This is a genomic window from Rhodococcus sp. NPDC127593 (assembly GCF_042671975.1).
GTDB lineage: Bacteria > Actinomycetota > Actinomycetes > Mycobacteriales > Mycobacteriaceae > Rhodococcus_F.
In genome coordinates this window covers 98,899-110,280 of sequence record NZ_JBHXWI010000039.1, presented here as the reverse complement: position 1 = coordinate 110,280, position 11,382 = coordinate 98,899, and the positions used below count along the sequence as shown (strand labels likewise).

Annotated in this window: 15 protein-coding genes and 2 pseudogenes; 13 read left to right on the top strand and 4 right to left on the bottom strand. The window is 65.6% G+C overall.

Going from position 1 to position 11,382, the window contains the following annotated elements:
• Positions 1-373 precede the first annotated feature (373 nt).
• The 4 genes from ACFVJ3_RS31915 to ACFVJ3_RS31900 all read left to right on the top strand — a co-directional run bounded on the left by ACFVJ3_RS31915 (position 374) and on the right by ACFVJ3_RS31900 (position 2,552).
• Positions 374-661, top strand: coding sequence for a MerR family transcriptional regulator (locus ACFVJ3_RS31915; RefSeq protein ID WP_378455872.1), 288 nt, complete (start codon positions 374-376; stop codon positions 659-661).
• 132 nt (positions 662-793) lie between these two features.
• Positions 794-997 carry a cold-shock protein gene (locus ACFVJ3_RS31910; protein ID WP_317823628.1) on the top strand — a complete coding sequence of 68 codons (204 nt, stop codon included), beginning with the start codon at positions 794-796 and terminating at the stop codon, positions 995-997.
• Between the two features lie 638 nt (positions 998-1,635).
• Complete coding sequence (locus ACFVJ3_RS31905) at positions 1,636-2,106, top strand: hypothetical protein (RefSeq protein WP_378455871.1); 471 nt, start codon at positions 1,636-1,638, stop codon at positions 2,104-2,106.
• Positions 2,103-2,552 (top strand): DUF6308 family protein, encoded by a 450-nt coding sequence (locus tag ACFVJ3_RS31900; protein WP_378455870.1) that lies wholly within the window; start codon positions 2,103-2,105, stop codon positions 2,550-2,552. Before ACFVJ3_RS31905 ends, ACFVJ3_RS31900 begins: the two co-directional genes overlap by 4 nt.
• A 129-nt stretch (positions 2,553-2,681) precedes the next feature.
• Here the strand turns inward: ACFVJ3_RS31900 and ACFVJ3_RS31895 are convergent.
• The 3 genes and pseudogenes from ACFVJ3_RS31895 to ACFVJ3_RS31885 form a co-directional block, all read right to left on the bottom strand.
• A pseudogene (locus ACFVJ3_RS31895) lies at positions 2,682-3,302 on the bottom strand (DUF998 domain-containing protein); the annotation flags it as partial.
• Positions 3,303-3,803: 501 nt separating this feature from the next.
• Positions 3,804-4,379, bottom strand: coding sequence for a hypothetical protein (locus tag ACFVJ3_RS31890; RefSeq protein WP_378455869.1), 576 nt, complete (start codon positions 4,377-4,379; stop codon positions 3,804-3,806).
• Complete coding sequence (locus ACFVJ3_RS31885) at positions 4,376-4,948, bottom strand: hypothetical protein (protein ID WP_378455868.1); 573 nt, start codon at positions 4,946-4,948, stop codon at positions 4,376-4,378. The genes ACFVJ3_RS31890 and ACFVJ3_RS31885 overlap by 4 nt, the downstream gene beginning before the upstream one ends.
• Positions 4,949-5,277: 329 nt before the next feature.
• Between ACFVJ3_RS31885 and ACFVJ3_RS31880 the strand changes: the two genes are divergently transcribed.
• Positions 5,278-5,691 (top strand): PAS domain-containing protein, encoded by a 414-nt coding sequence (locus ACFVJ3_RS31880; RefSeq protein WP_378455867.1) that lies wholly within the window; start codon positions 5,278-5,280, stop codon positions 5,689-5,691.
• Between the two features lie 5 nt (positions 5,692-5,696).
• Here the strand turns inward: ACFVJ3_RS31880 and ACFVJ3_RS31875 are convergent, their stop codons facing one another.
• A complete protein-coding gene (locus tag ACFVJ3_RS31875; RefSeq protein WP_378455866.1) occupies positions 5,697-6,440 on the bottom strand; it encodes a hypothetical protein in 744 nt (247 codons plus the stop codon).
• A 37-nt stretch (positions 6,441-6,477) separates the two neighbouring features.
• On the opposite strand from ACFVJ3_RS31875, the gene ACFVJ3_RS31870 reads away from it, so the two are divergent.
• From ACFVJ3_RS31870 to ACFVJ3_RS31835, 8 genes and pseudogenes are all read left to right on the top strand, one after another.
• Entirely contained in the window at positions 6,478-6,801 is a 324-nt protein-coding gene (locus ACFVJ3_RS31870; RefSeq protein ID WP_378455865.1) for a hypothetical protein, read from the top strand.
• Between the two features lie 399 nt (positions 6,802-7,200).
• Positions 7,201-7,884, top strand: coding sequence for a hypothetical protein (locus ACFVJ3_RS31865; RefSeq protein ID WP_378455864.1), 684 nt, complete (start codon positions 7,201-7,203; stop codon positions 7,882-7,884).
• Between the two features lie 5 nt (positions 7,885-7,889).
• Entirely contained in the window at positions 7,890-9,320 is a 1,431-nt protein-coding gene (locus ACFVJ3_RS31860) for an SRPBCC family protein (protein WP_378455863.1), read from the top strand.
• A complete protein-coding gene (gvpJ, locus tag ACFVJ3_RS31855; protein ID WP_378455862.1) occupies positions 9,317-9,694 on the top strand; it encodes a gas vesicle protein GvpJ in 378 nt (125 codons plus the stop codon). Before ACFVJ3_RS31860 ends, gvpJ begins: the two co-directional genes overlap by 4 nt.
• On the top strand, positions 9,694-10,482 hold the full coding sequence (locus ACFVJ3_RS31850; protein ID WP_378455861.1) for a GvpL/GvpF family gas vesicle protein: 789 nt from the start codon (positions 9,694-9,696) through the stop codon (positions 10,480-10,482). The genes gvpJ and ACFVJ3_RS31850 overlap by 1 nt, the downstream gene beginning before the upstream one ends.
• A 70-nt stretch (positions 10,483-10,552) precedes the next feature.
• A pseudogene (gvpO, locus tag ACFVJ3_RS31845) lies at positions 10,553-10,842 on the top strand (gas vesicle protein GvpO).
• Positions 10,839-11,249, top strand: coding sequence for a gas vesicle protein (locus ACFVJ3_RS31840; protein ID WP_378455860.1), 411 nt, complete (start codon positions 10,839-10,841; stop codon positions 11,247-11,249). The pseudogene gvpO and the gene ACFVJ3_RS31840 overlap by 4 nt, the downstream one beginning before the upstream one ends.
• Positions 11,239-11,379 carry a hypothetical protein gene (locus ACFVJ3_RS31835; RefSeq protein WP_378455859.1) on the top strand — a complete coding sequence of 47 codons (141 nt, stop codon included), beginning with the start codon at positions 11,239-11,241 and terminating at the stop codon, positions 11,377-11,379. Before ACFVJ3_RS31840 ends, ACFVJ3_RS31835 begins: the two co-directional genes overlap by 11 nt.
• Positions 11,380-11,382 lie beyond the last annotated feature (3 nt).

The following is an 11,382-nucleotide window of genomic DNA, read 5'->3' as shown; positions in this document are numbered from 1 at the left end:
AACGAGCTCAGGCTCAAGGGAAAGTCGGCGTCGGCAGGCGACCCGACCCCATTTTCGCGCCTGCGAGGCGTCCCCGGGAGGGATAGGTGGCTAATAGGCGGCTGCCGGACGTCACCACGAGTCCGGAAGCTCGCAAGAGTGCAGTTATGTAAGGCAAGAGTGCAGTTGTGTAAGTGAGTTCAACATCCGGTCCCCGGCGCAGCCACCGCCCGTTGCGCCGGGGGCCCGCCCCTTCCCGTTCCTTGCCGTCTTTCACGCCTCGGGGGCCAGTCCAGTAACCGAAAGAGGACACCCCATTCAGGCAGAAACACCCGACAGCGCGATCAATGCTCTGTCCGGCAAATTCGACGACGAAGACTACCCGGCGTACAGCATGGGCCAGGCCGCCGACATTCTCGGTGTGCGGCAAGCTTTCCTGCGCAGTCTCGACGCCGCGAAACTCCTCACCCCGCAGCGATCCGAGGGCGGACATCGCCGCTACTCCCGCTACCAACTGCGCATCGCTGCCCGCACCCACGAACTCGTCGCGGGCGGCACCCCCCTCGACTCCGCGTGCCGCATCATCATCCTCGAGGACCAACTCACCGAAGCCCGACGCATCAACGCCGAACTTCGACACACCCAGCAGCGGGACAGCGAACCCGCCGCGGCGCCCGAATAACCCCGATCCCGAGCGCCGGACCCCGCCGTATTCGTACTCCGCAGGGAGGGTGATTCCCACGGCGTGGGAGGATAGAGGCATCGAGATCGGGACTTCGATGTGAAACCCGGATCGAGTTTGTAGGGAGTTTGTATGGCGCAGGGCATCGTGAAGTGGTTCAACGGCGAAAAGGGCTTTGGTTTCATCGCTCCCGACGACGGAACACCGGATGTGTTCGTTCACTTCTCTGAGATCTCGGGCAGCGGCTACAAGTCGCTCGACGAGAACCAGCGTGTGGAGTTCGAGGTTGGCCAGGGCCAGAAGGGCCCTCAGGCCACCGATGTGCGCACTGTCTAGTTAAAGACCACACGAAGAGGGTCGCACCCGCAAGGGGTGCGGCCCTCTTCTGCATCGCGGCGCTCCTTCGGGCCATCAACCAGCGCTTCGACAGCGCGGAGATGAGTTGACGATCCGGGGCTGTCCTTGTCTGTGCGGTCAGGTTCACCTGGCCGCACTCGTGAACCGGCTCATTGACCAGTGAGTCAACGAGCGGTCTCTCAACGTCCCGGCGTCGCGTACCGGTGCCGCTCGAGGGTCTCGCTGTCGGCGATCGGTGTGGCGTTTTTCAGCACGTCGTCTGCGTCGTCGGTGACGCCAAAGGCAACAGGTTCGCCGTCCCCGGCGGCAGGCCCGTGACGGCTGCACCAGCTAGTGATTTTGAACTGGTGCAGCTAAACCGCTCTGGTGCTCCGGAACATCGAAGCGTCTGCTGTGCGGGTACCCCGCGCCGCGCGTGGAAAACGAGGGACCGGGTGACTCGACCCGGCGGGCACCAGGGTCGATGTGCGTAGGTGTTGAGTTTTGGCGATCACCAGGAACGTTGCCCGTCGCCAGCGGCATCTCGCCGGAATTTAAGGTTATCCGGCGACGACTGCCGGATGCGGCGGACAATCGTGGTACCGAACGATTCGGATCTGCGCGAGAAGGGGACAGCCGTGTCGGAGTATCCCTCGGCAAAACAAGGCTTCGCGGGCGGCACCTCGATGGCGGCCGCGATCATCATGGTCACCGTCGGCATCATCCAGTTCTGCCAGGGCATCGCCGCCGTCGCCAAGAACGAAGTGTTCGTGGTCGGGGTGGAATATGTCTACAAGTTCGACCTCACCACCTGGGGCTGGATCCACATCGTGCTGGGCGCGCTCGTCGCGATCGTGGGCCTGGCCCTGTTCACCGGCGCCGGATGGGCCCGGGTGTCGGCGATCATCGTTGCCGCGGTCTCGATTCTGGCGAACTTCCTGTGGCTGCCGTATTACCCGGTGTGGTCGCTGGTGATCATCGCACTCGACGTCGTCGTCATCTGGGCCGTCTCGACCTGGAACCCGGCCGTGTACGACGGTCCGGTGCGTCGCACCTATGGGGGCACTGATCCGGGTCAGGTACCGACAGGTGACACGCGAGGTCGGTGACGACTACCCACGTCAGCCGGCCGCCCGATCCCGCCGACCGCGCCTCGATTTTGCTGATCACCGGTCCGGCCAGGCATGCGGCGGCGGGAAAGGCATGCAGCGGCGGGAAACTCGCGTTCGCAACCCGCTCCGGCGGGTGGGTTACCGGGCCAGACGCGCGGCGTCCGCCCGGGCCTGTGGGGCGGCCTGTTGTTTCGAGGCGTTGCGGGGTCCGTGCGAGGTGCAGGCGCAGGGCGTTGCAGGCGCCGGTCGCCCACCGAGCGCGCGCACTTGAACCCGGTCCGGAGGCGCTACTGGCCGACGACGCAGCGTTGCATCACCGGTTGCTATTCCTCCGGGAGGCCGACGTCCCGGAGGAGATTTCGGCACTACGCGTGTTCGATGTGATCGGGTGGATGGACGGCAAGAACCGCGGCCTGAGTGAACGCTCCGACCTGAAAAGATGACACGTCCTGGGGTTGACCCGAGGTCGACACCGCCGATGATGAATGGTGTGGGCGAGGTGACCTTCGGCGTGGCACCGCTGATGCTGTCAAGCCAGCGACCTGCGTGATCGCCGAGGGTGCGTCTGTGGTCGGGGCCGTCCAGACCCGCGGCCATACCCCCGGGTGGAATGCGCGCAGCGAGAACTCGACATTGCGGAACACCGTGCGGCGTGCCAGCGCCATCAGTACCGCCATCCCGGTCACGGCCATCCACATCGGTAACGGGTAGAGAGCGAGGCGCTCCCCCAGGCCGAAATGCAGCGCCCGTCCCAGCATGAGGCCGGCGCCGACCAGGCCCACGAGTGCGCACAGTGCGGACCACAGGGCGACCAGCCGCTTCTCGTGCCACAGATGCCAGGCGATGAGCACGAGCACCGCGTGGCGCGCCACGAAGCCCGGCAACACGGCCGACCAGTGGATGATCGTTCCATGATTCGCCGGAAACAGTCCGGTGGCGGCGGTGCTGACCGCGATGATCACGGCAAGCGAGAGTATCCACTTCTTCTCCCGGCCACTTCGTATGTGCCGATGAAGAAACAGTGCACCGAGGAGGGTGAGCACCCCGAGCGCGACAAACGTCGAATTCATGACGTCATGCATCGGTGAGCAGGATCCGGCCTCGCAGGTCGTCACGCCCAGGGAGCTGATCGAGTCCTGCGCGAAACTGTAAGGCGTGCTCCACGCCGCCGCGGTGAACACCTCCGCCAACAAGTAGGCGAACGAAAGTACCCAGGCCGTACCAGCAGCTGCGTGGCGCAGATTATGGGCTCTCGGGGATGTTCCCGCGCGGTGTGGATAACTGATAGTGCATTCTCTCTGTCGAACGAGATGGGTCGAGCGAGCCCGGAAAGAGCCGGCCCCGATGATCTGCGTGACCCTACGACCCGAACCTGAGAATGCTGTCCGAAATGTCTGCATGGTCAGCCTCCACTGTGTATCAGGTCGTACTTGCCGGGGATCGTGCTCTGAGTCCGGCGTCGTCGGTACATTGGTGGTGATTCAAACACACTGGCGCGCAATCACTTCAACGCTATAGTTGACATAATCTCCTTATCGGCGGTTTCTTCGGACGAGGCGGCCGGGGTCCTTCGGCGTCCCCGCCCCCGCACGCCGGCGGACACGACCAGCCCAAGCAAACGCAGTTGAACAGACCGCGGCAGGTGCAGTGGTCGCGAGGTAACTCCGCAGCTCGTTGTTCCGGCTCTGTGCTCCTCAGAGCGCGAGCAGCCGCTGGAAGAATTCGCGGTAGCGCTTGAGTGCGAGACGAAGATCCTCCGTAGAGCCCTCTTCGCCCCGAGCCCACTGCTCCTCGAGCCGCGAACGCGCCTCCGAGAAGCCGGTCGTGAGCCGGTCGACGACGTCCGACACGAGACCATCGGCTTTCTGAACGCACTCTCTGGGATCATCGACGAAGCCCGCCTGAACCTCGTCCCAACGCGAGCGGAGGACCGACAGCTCGTCGTCAGCGAAAAGTGATTGCCGGGAAGATGATTCGGTTGCCTCGGTCGATGAGTGGGTCCCCTCAACCGGCGGGGCAGTCCCCGTCGACGAGCCAGTTGCCTCAGCCGACGGGACGGTCCCCGCAGTCGACGAGCCGGTTCCCTCAGCCGACGGGACGGTCCCCGCAGTCGACGAGCCGGTTCCCTCAGCCGACGGGCCGGTCCCCGCAGTCGACGAGCCGGTTGTCCCGGTCGAGGACACGGTCTCGCCCGAGCCGGCGGTCTCGGTCGACGATTCGACCCCCCGGGTCGAGCCGATGCCCTCGGGTTGCTGATCCTGGGTGGTCATGCGCGCGCCTCCTTTGGCTTGTCTTTGTTCTCATCCGTCTCGAGCAATTTCTCGAAGAGCGCCCGGTAGTGCACAAAAGCCTCGCGCTGGTCCTCGGTACCGACGTCGCCCTGCTCCTGCGCGAGGTAGATGCCGTGCGCAGTTCGGTAGTTTTCGACGACCTTCGGATGGTCGACCGAAATGTCGGCCGCCCGCTGATCGAAGTCGTCGATCGGGTAGCCGCGCTCGCGCATGACCTGGATCACGAGCCGGTCCGCAGCGCCCACCGCGCTCGACGGATTGTCGACGAACTCGATCTGCACCGTCCGCCACGAGTCGGCGTACTTCGCACGCGCCTCGGGCGTCAACGGGACGATATCGAGCTTCTCCCGCTTTCGTTCGCGCGCGGCGAGCTCGTCCTCCGCGGCGTCTAGGTTGCCGACCTCTCCCACAGTTCGCTCGTACTCGGGACCAAACCGTCCCCTCAGCCGTTCCGTCCGCTGACGACTGCTCACCGAGCGTGCAACGACGACCGCCACCACGGCGATCACGACGATGACCGCGATCAGGATCCATCCCCACACAGGCATCTTGTTCAGACCTCCTCATCCTTCGGAACGGAATACCCGAACGGCTCTTTCGGAAACGGCGATTGCGCTGTGCACCCCGCCGGTCGGCGAGAATCAGTGCGGCGATCACCGGCAAGCCCGATGTTCGAATCTTGGCGTCCTGAGACGCGAAGGGTCGCTACGAAGGGCCAGCGCTGCCGACCCTCCTGATGTGCGCGAAATGAATCGCTCCGCCCACCGGATGGATGGTCGACCCCCTTCGAAAACGCAGGCCGGCCTTGCGGTGGCCCGGCGTCGGTGGCGGTACGTCGGTCGTTGTCAGGCACACCACGGAGGTCGATGATCGAGGGATGGACGAGAGACGACGCCCGGACCCGGACACCGCGCTGGGTTACCTCGGGCGGCTACCCGCTCTCGTGCTGCTCGAGCGGTTGCCGGTGCCCGTCCTCGCGGTGCAACACGACGGTGTCGTCGTGTACGCGAACCGGGCGTTCGAGCGGATGCTCGACTATCCGCCGAACCAGGTCGATAGCCTCTTGATCGGTGATCTGATGCAGACGGCGTCCCCGGGCCCGTCGGCCGTGGCCGAGCTACGGGAGAGCGCCGGGAAACTCGTCGCGTTGACGCACCGAGACGGTTCCACCGTTCGCGCCTTCGTCAGCGAGTCGGTGCTCGAGCGTCACGACGACCCGGTCACGCTCGTCTGCTTCCACGACGTCACCGAACTGCTGTGGGATGGCGCTCCCACAACGGATTTCGGCTGACGCTCCTAGAGGAGCCTGTTCCGTAGGACTTCCGCACGGGGACACACACCTGTCGGGTTCGGGAACCCTCCCTGAGCTGAGAAGCCGAACAGCGTGTGGGCGAGGGAGGCACCCCACTGCGGGAGCCCGTGGAACCGGGCACCGCCGGTATACAGGTGGTCGAATAGCGACGGCGAGGCCGCCGTGCAGTTCAGGCGCTGAATCCGGTTTCCGAGATCGACCCGGGGGTACTTGCGGTGTATGGGTGCACGAGCGAGAACGGACGGCCGGACACCGGTCACATCGCACCGTGGCGGCACGGTCAGCAATAGCAAGACCACCGGCGGTGACAGCCCGGCTGTGACCGCCACCACCAAGCCGGCGGCCCGGACATCGGCGAAAAGGTTCGCGGCGATCGCCACAACCGAGGCGGGGCGGCTGCCGCGCAGGCGGCCGGCCGCGACATCGACCGGAGCCACCTCGCGGCGGGCGGAGCCGACGCCGCGGCCGAGGCGAACGGACGCCACCGCCGAATCATCCTCGGGCGCAAGTCGGCGCACCGACAGCGCCGCGTCCTCCGGGCGTGCTACCACCGCGAAGCCGGCGGCACGCACACATCCCCGAGATGAGGAATCCCGCACGGCCGCGCACCCGCGGTCCACCGCACCGAATCGCACCCCCCGACCGGACTCGTCAGCGAACGACACCGACCGCGGCGGGCCTGCCGACACCGCCCGGGGCCGGGTGTCGCGGTCGGTCGAGGCCGCCATCGAATGGTTGAAAACCCACCTTCACCGACTCCAGGAGATGGTGCGCGACCGCGGCGCCGCGGTGACGGAAAAGGTTAAGCAGAAAATCGAGGAGTGGATGGATCCCCTCGTCGGCGAGGTCGCGCACGGCGGGGTGGGCATGACAGCCGGACTCGAGGGTGTTCGGGCCGCCCTGACGGGTAAGAATCCGGTGTGGGCCGCGATCAAAGGTCTGGTGTCCGGGTTGAGCGGCCAGGCCAAGGTTGCCCTGATTCTCCTCCTGGTCCTCGGGCTCCTCCTCGGACCGGTACTGCTCGTGGTCCTGTTGCTGGCCCTTCTTGTCATGGCGATCGTCGCGGCGGTGCGGGCCGCCGCAGGCTGATCTGATCGACGGGCGGGCAGGGCCGATTTGCGTGAGCGGTCGGCGCACGACGCTCCACAAGAAAAGAATTCATCGCGACATTGCGCGTAATATCCTGCACGGCAACATCTCCGAGAGGTTCCTCCGCGCGAGGCCGTCTCGGCTCTTCACGGTCGTGCGCGGGAAACGCCGGATCATCGACGGCCGGACTTTTTGCCCGACCAGACGGAGGAAAGGGCGTCCGTGAGGTCGGCCGAAATGGTGTTTGTGCTGGTGATTGAGCGTCGCCGGGTTGGGGTAGTCGACAATGCGCACCCCTACCACGCACGGTCTTGCGACCCATCTCCGACAACGGTCCTGCGACACATCGCCGAGGTTGGCGAGAGGTGCGTGTGACTACTCGGCAAAAGGGGTTCGACGATGAAAACCAAAGGTCAAATGGCTGTGGCCGTCGGCGCGGGATACATGCTCGGCCGTACACACAGAATGAAGATGGCACTGATGCTCGCGGCCGCGGGCGCAACCGGAAAATTCCCCGGCGGACCGCGCGACTTATTACAACGCGGCACAAAAATGCTGGCGAGCTCCCCGGAGTTCGCGAAAATCGGCGACACGGTCCGGGGAGAATTGGTCAACGCAGCGAAGGCAGCAGCGGTCACCGCTGCCAGCCAGCGGATCAATTCGCTCAACAACCGACTCCAGTCAGGCGGTGAAGAAGTCGCCGGCGAGGTGGGCGACACCGTGGGCGGTGTCGGCAACTCGGTAAGCAAACTCAGCCGGCTCGGTCGCAAGCGACCCGGCCGGTCCACGGACGATGACAACGAAGACGAAGATCCCGAAGGCCAGTCCGCCGACGAGGAAGACGCGTCCGAGGAGCCGGACGACGACGAGGCCGATGAGGAGCCGGCCCCACGTAAACGCCCCACGCCGCGCCGCCGGGTCTCGAGCACCGGCAGCACCCGGCCCACCAGCAGGTCGCGGACCGCGAAGTCCGACAAAGACAACGATAACGATAACGATAACGAAGAGACTCCTGTCCGCACACGCAGGACACGGGCCAAGGCCACGACGGACTCTGCGCCCGTCCGACGGGCACGGAGGTGATGGCGATGACGAACGCCGCAAAGAAACTACAAGAGGCCGTACCGGGCGACGGGCACGGTGCGTCGAGTGTGCTGCAGGACGCGGTCCAGCAGCTGATCGGGACGGTCGCCGATAAGGCACTGTCGTCGGTCTCGGACAAGGTGTCGAACGCCTCCGGGCGGCTCACCGAGTACGCCGAGGGCGGCGGCGAAGGGGGGCTGCTCGCCGCGCTCACCGGTTCCGAGAAATCGGATGACGATGAGTCGCCGCGCAAGTCCGACAAGTCCGACAGCGGTGGCGGCTGGTGGGAGGGCGCCAAGCAGACGGTCAAGGACAAGGCGTCCGACGTCAAGGAGGCGGTCACCGGTGGCGGTGGCGGTGGCGGAAAAGGCAAGAAACTGAAGCTCACCAACATCGTCGAAACGATCGATGTCGGGGTCCCGGTTGAGCTGGCCTACAACCAATGGACCCAATTCGCCGACTTTCCGTCGTTCATGAAGAAGGTCGAACGGGTCGAGCAGGAATCGGACGAGAAGCTCGAGTGGAAGGCGCAGATCTTCTTGTCGCACCGAACCTGGGAAGCGACGATCCTCGAGCAGGTTCCCGATGAGCGGATCGTGTGGCGCTCGAAGGGCGCCAAAGGTTTCATCGACGGTGCGGTGACGTTTCACGAGGTGACCCCCAATCTCACCCGCATCGTTCTGATCCTCGAGTATCACTCGAAGGGGTTGTTCGAGAAGACGGGAAACCTCTGGCGCGCACAGGGACGACGAGCTCGGCTGGAGTTGAAGCACTTTGGACGCCACGTCATGACGCAGACAATCCTGCATCCTGACGAGTTGGAGGGCTGGCGCGGAGAAATCCGGGACGGCAAGGTAGTCGAGCCCGACGAAGCGGAACCGGAAGACGAGCAGGACGAAGCGCAGCAGGACGAGGGCGACGAGGAGGAGGCCGAGGAGCCCGCCGAGACAGACGAGGACGAGTACGAGGAGCCGGAGGAAACGGACGAGGACGAGGAGCCCGCCGAAACAGACGAGGACGAGCCCGAGGAGCCGGAGGAAACGGACGAGGACGAGGAGCCCGCCGAAACAGACGAGGACGAGTACGAGGAGCCGGAGGAAACGGACAAGGACGAGGAGCCCGCCGAAACAGACGAGGACGAGCCCGAGGAGGAGGCTGAGGAGCCCGAGGAGGAGGCTGAAGAGGAGGCATCGCCGCCGCCGGCACGCCGTGGCCGTCCACGCAAGACCGCGGCCGCGAGTGAGGACAAGCCGCCGGCACGCCGTGGCCGTCCGCGCAAGACCGCGGCCGCGAGTGAGGACAAGCCGCCGGCACGCCGTGGCCGTCCACGCAAGACCGCGGCCGCGAGTGAAGACACGGCACCGGCACGCCGTGGCCGTCCGCGCAAGACCGCGGCCACAAAGTCCGCCGGCTCGAAGCGAGGAGCCCGCCGATGACCACCGGCGGGCCCAGCTCGAGCAGCCTCGCCGACGTCATCGACACCATCCTCGACAAGGGCCTGGTCATCGACGCCTACGTGCGTGTCTCGCTGGTCGGCATCGAACTGCTGACGATCGACGCGCGCGTCGTCGTCGCCAGTGTCGACACCTACCTGCGGTTCGCGGAGGCCGTGAACCGGCTCGAGATCGGCAGTGGCGAGCCGAAGGGCCTGACGGATCTGGTGGGTGACGTCACCGAGGGCGGTGCCAAATCGAAGACCAAGGGCGCGCTCGAGTCCGCGGGTGAGAAACTCGGCGACATCCTCGGCGGCGGGCAGGAAGAACCTGAGCGCGAACGTGTTTCGCGCAAGTCCACACGAGGTGACAAGTGATGTCTACGTCGAAGAAGAGCACCGACTCAGCCGACGAGCCGCGCACCAGCGGTGTCTATGTGTACGGCATCGTGCCTGCGGACGTGCAAGCCGAAGAGGACGCGGTCGGCGTGTGTGACGGACCGGTCAGCATCGTCAAGCACGGCGACATCGCAGCGCTCGTGAGCGAGATCTCGGTGGACAGGCCGCTCGGCAAGCCCGAGGACCTTCGAACCCACGCGCACGTGCTGGACGGCACGTCGCGGGTGGCACCGGTGCTCCCGCTTCGTTTCGGGGCGGTCATGACCGATGAAGAAGCCGTCGAGGAGGAGTTGCTCGCAGCACACGCCGACGAGTTCGCCGCTGCGTTGGAGGAACTCGAAGGTCGAGCACAGTACGTCGTGAAGGGGCGATACGTCGAGCAGGCGATCCTCAAAGAAATCATCGAAGAGAATGAACGGGCGGGCAAGCTGCTCGCCACTATCCGCGATCAGCCCGAGGAGACCACCCGCGACGCCCGGATGGCCCTTGGCGAGATCGTGAGTAACGCCATCGAGGCCAAGCGGGACGAAGACACCCGGAAGGTGGTCGAGGCACTCGACTCGCTGTCCGATTCGGTCAACGTCCGGGAACCCACGCATGAGGAGGAGGCCGCGCAAGTAGCCGCCCTCGTCGAGGTCGCCCGGCAGGAAGAACTCGAGAAGGCAGTGGGAGAACTGGCCGAGCAGTGGGACGGCCGGGTCGACATGCGCCTGCTCGGACCGCTCGCCGCTTACGACTTCGTGGTGACGCAGAAGCCGGAGGGCTGAGGCAATGGGTCTGCCGTCGTTTCTCGCCACGCTGGCACTGGTCCCCGGTCCGGAGCAGGAGTGACCGGGTATGGCGAAGGAGCAGCCACCTCCGTTGCCGGCACCGGAGATCGCCGAGATCGCAACGCGTGACATTGCGCAGTTGACCGGCAAGAAGCCGCAGGGTGCGACATCGGTCATGCCGACCGACGACGGCTGGGCGGTGGAGGTGGAGGTAGTCGAGGATCGGCGCACCCGTCGTCGACGGACATGCTCGCGTTGTACGAGGTGGTGTTGGATCTGGACGGAGAGCTGTTGTCCTACCGCAGAACCCGCCGCTACAGCCGCGGCGCCGGTGACGGCGCGGGCGGGCGGTCATGACCATCGCCGGCGGCGGTACGAGCAACCTTCCGCAGAGCTTGGGTGGCGGAATGGGCGGTGGGCATCAGTCGACGAATCTCGGGGAAATCCTCGAGCGGGTGCTCGACAAGGGGCTGGTGATTGCCGGGGACATCCAGGTCAACCTCGTCGACATCGAGCTGCTGACGATCAAGGTGCGCCTGGTGATCGCCTCGCTGGAGACGGCGAGGGAGGTGGGGATCAACTGGTGGGAGAACGATCCCTGGCTGACCGGCAAGAGCAGCGACCTCGAGCTCGAGAATCGAAAGCTCAAGAAGCGGATTGCCGCACTCGAGTCCGACCGGTCGGTGCGTCCCCAGGTGGAGGCGGGTACGCCGATCGAGGTGGAGGGCAGGCGGCGACGCGACAACGATGACGATGACGAATAACGACCGGGGTGTAGCTGTACGGGATCACCTCCGGGAGGGCAACGACACCGAACATCAGGGTGTGACACTGGAGATGACCGGACTGTGGCCCCCGTACTCCTTCGCGGGGATCGATCAGGCGACCCCGTGAGCG

Excerpts from the sequence above, each read along its gene's own strand:
- ACFVJ3_RS31915 (WP_378455872.1), top strand. The coding sequence starts at position 374 with ATGGGCCAGGCCGCCGACATTCTCGGTGTGCGGCAAGCTTTCCTGCGC.
- ACFVJ3_RS31910 (WP_317823628.1), top strand. The coding sequence starts at position 794 with ATGGCGCAGGGCATCGTGAAGTGGTTCAACGGCGAAAAGGGCTTTGGT.
- ACFVJ3_RS31890 (WP_378455869.1), bottom strand. The coding sequence starts at position 4,379 with ATGACCACCCAGGATCAGCAACCCGAGGGCATCGGCTCGACCCGGGGG.
- ACFVJ3_RS31885 (WP_378455868.1), bottom strand. The coding sequence starts at position 4,948 with ATGCCTGTGTGGGGATGGATCCTGATCGCGGTCATCGTCGTGATCGCC.
- ACFVJ3_RS31880 (WP_378455867.1), top strand. The coding sequence starts at position 5,278 with ATGGACGAGAGACGACGCCCGGACCCGGACACCGCGCTGGGTTACCTC.
- ACFVJ3_RS31875 (WP_378455866.1), bottom strand. The coding sequence starts at position 6,440 with ATGGCGGCCTCGACCGACCGCGACACCCGGCCCCGGGCGGTGTCGGCA.
- ACFVJ3_RS31870 (WP_378455865.1), top strand. The coding sequence starts at position 6,478 with ATGGTGCGCGACCGCGGCGCCGCGGTGACGGAAAAGGTTAAGCAGAAA.
- ACFVJ3_RS31865 (WP_378455864.1), top strand. The coding sequence starts at position 7,201 with ATGAAAACCAAAGGTCAAATGGCTGTGGCCGTCGGCGCGGGATACATG.
- ACFVJ3_RS31860 (WP_378455863.1), top strand. The coding sequence starts at position 7,890 with ATGACGAACGCCGCAAAGAAACTACAAGAGGCCGTACCGGGCGACGGG.
- gvpJ (WP_378455862.1), top strand. The coding sequence starts at position 9,317 with ATGACCACCGGCGGGCCCAGCTCGAGCAGCCTCGCCGACGTCATCGAC.
- ACFVJ3_RS31850 (WP_378455861.1), top strand. The coding sequence starts at position 9,694 with ATGTCTACGTCGAAGAAGAGCACCGACTCAGCCGACGAGCCGCGCACC.
- ACFVJ3_RS31840 (WP_378455860.1), top strand. The coding sequence starts at position 10,839 with ATGACCATCGCCGGCGGCGGTACGAGCAACCTTCCGCAGAGCTTGGGT.
- ACFVJ3_RS31835 (WP_378455859.1), top strand. The coding sequence starts at position 11,239 with ATGACGAATAACGACCGGGGTGTAGCTGTACGGGATCACCTCCGGGAG.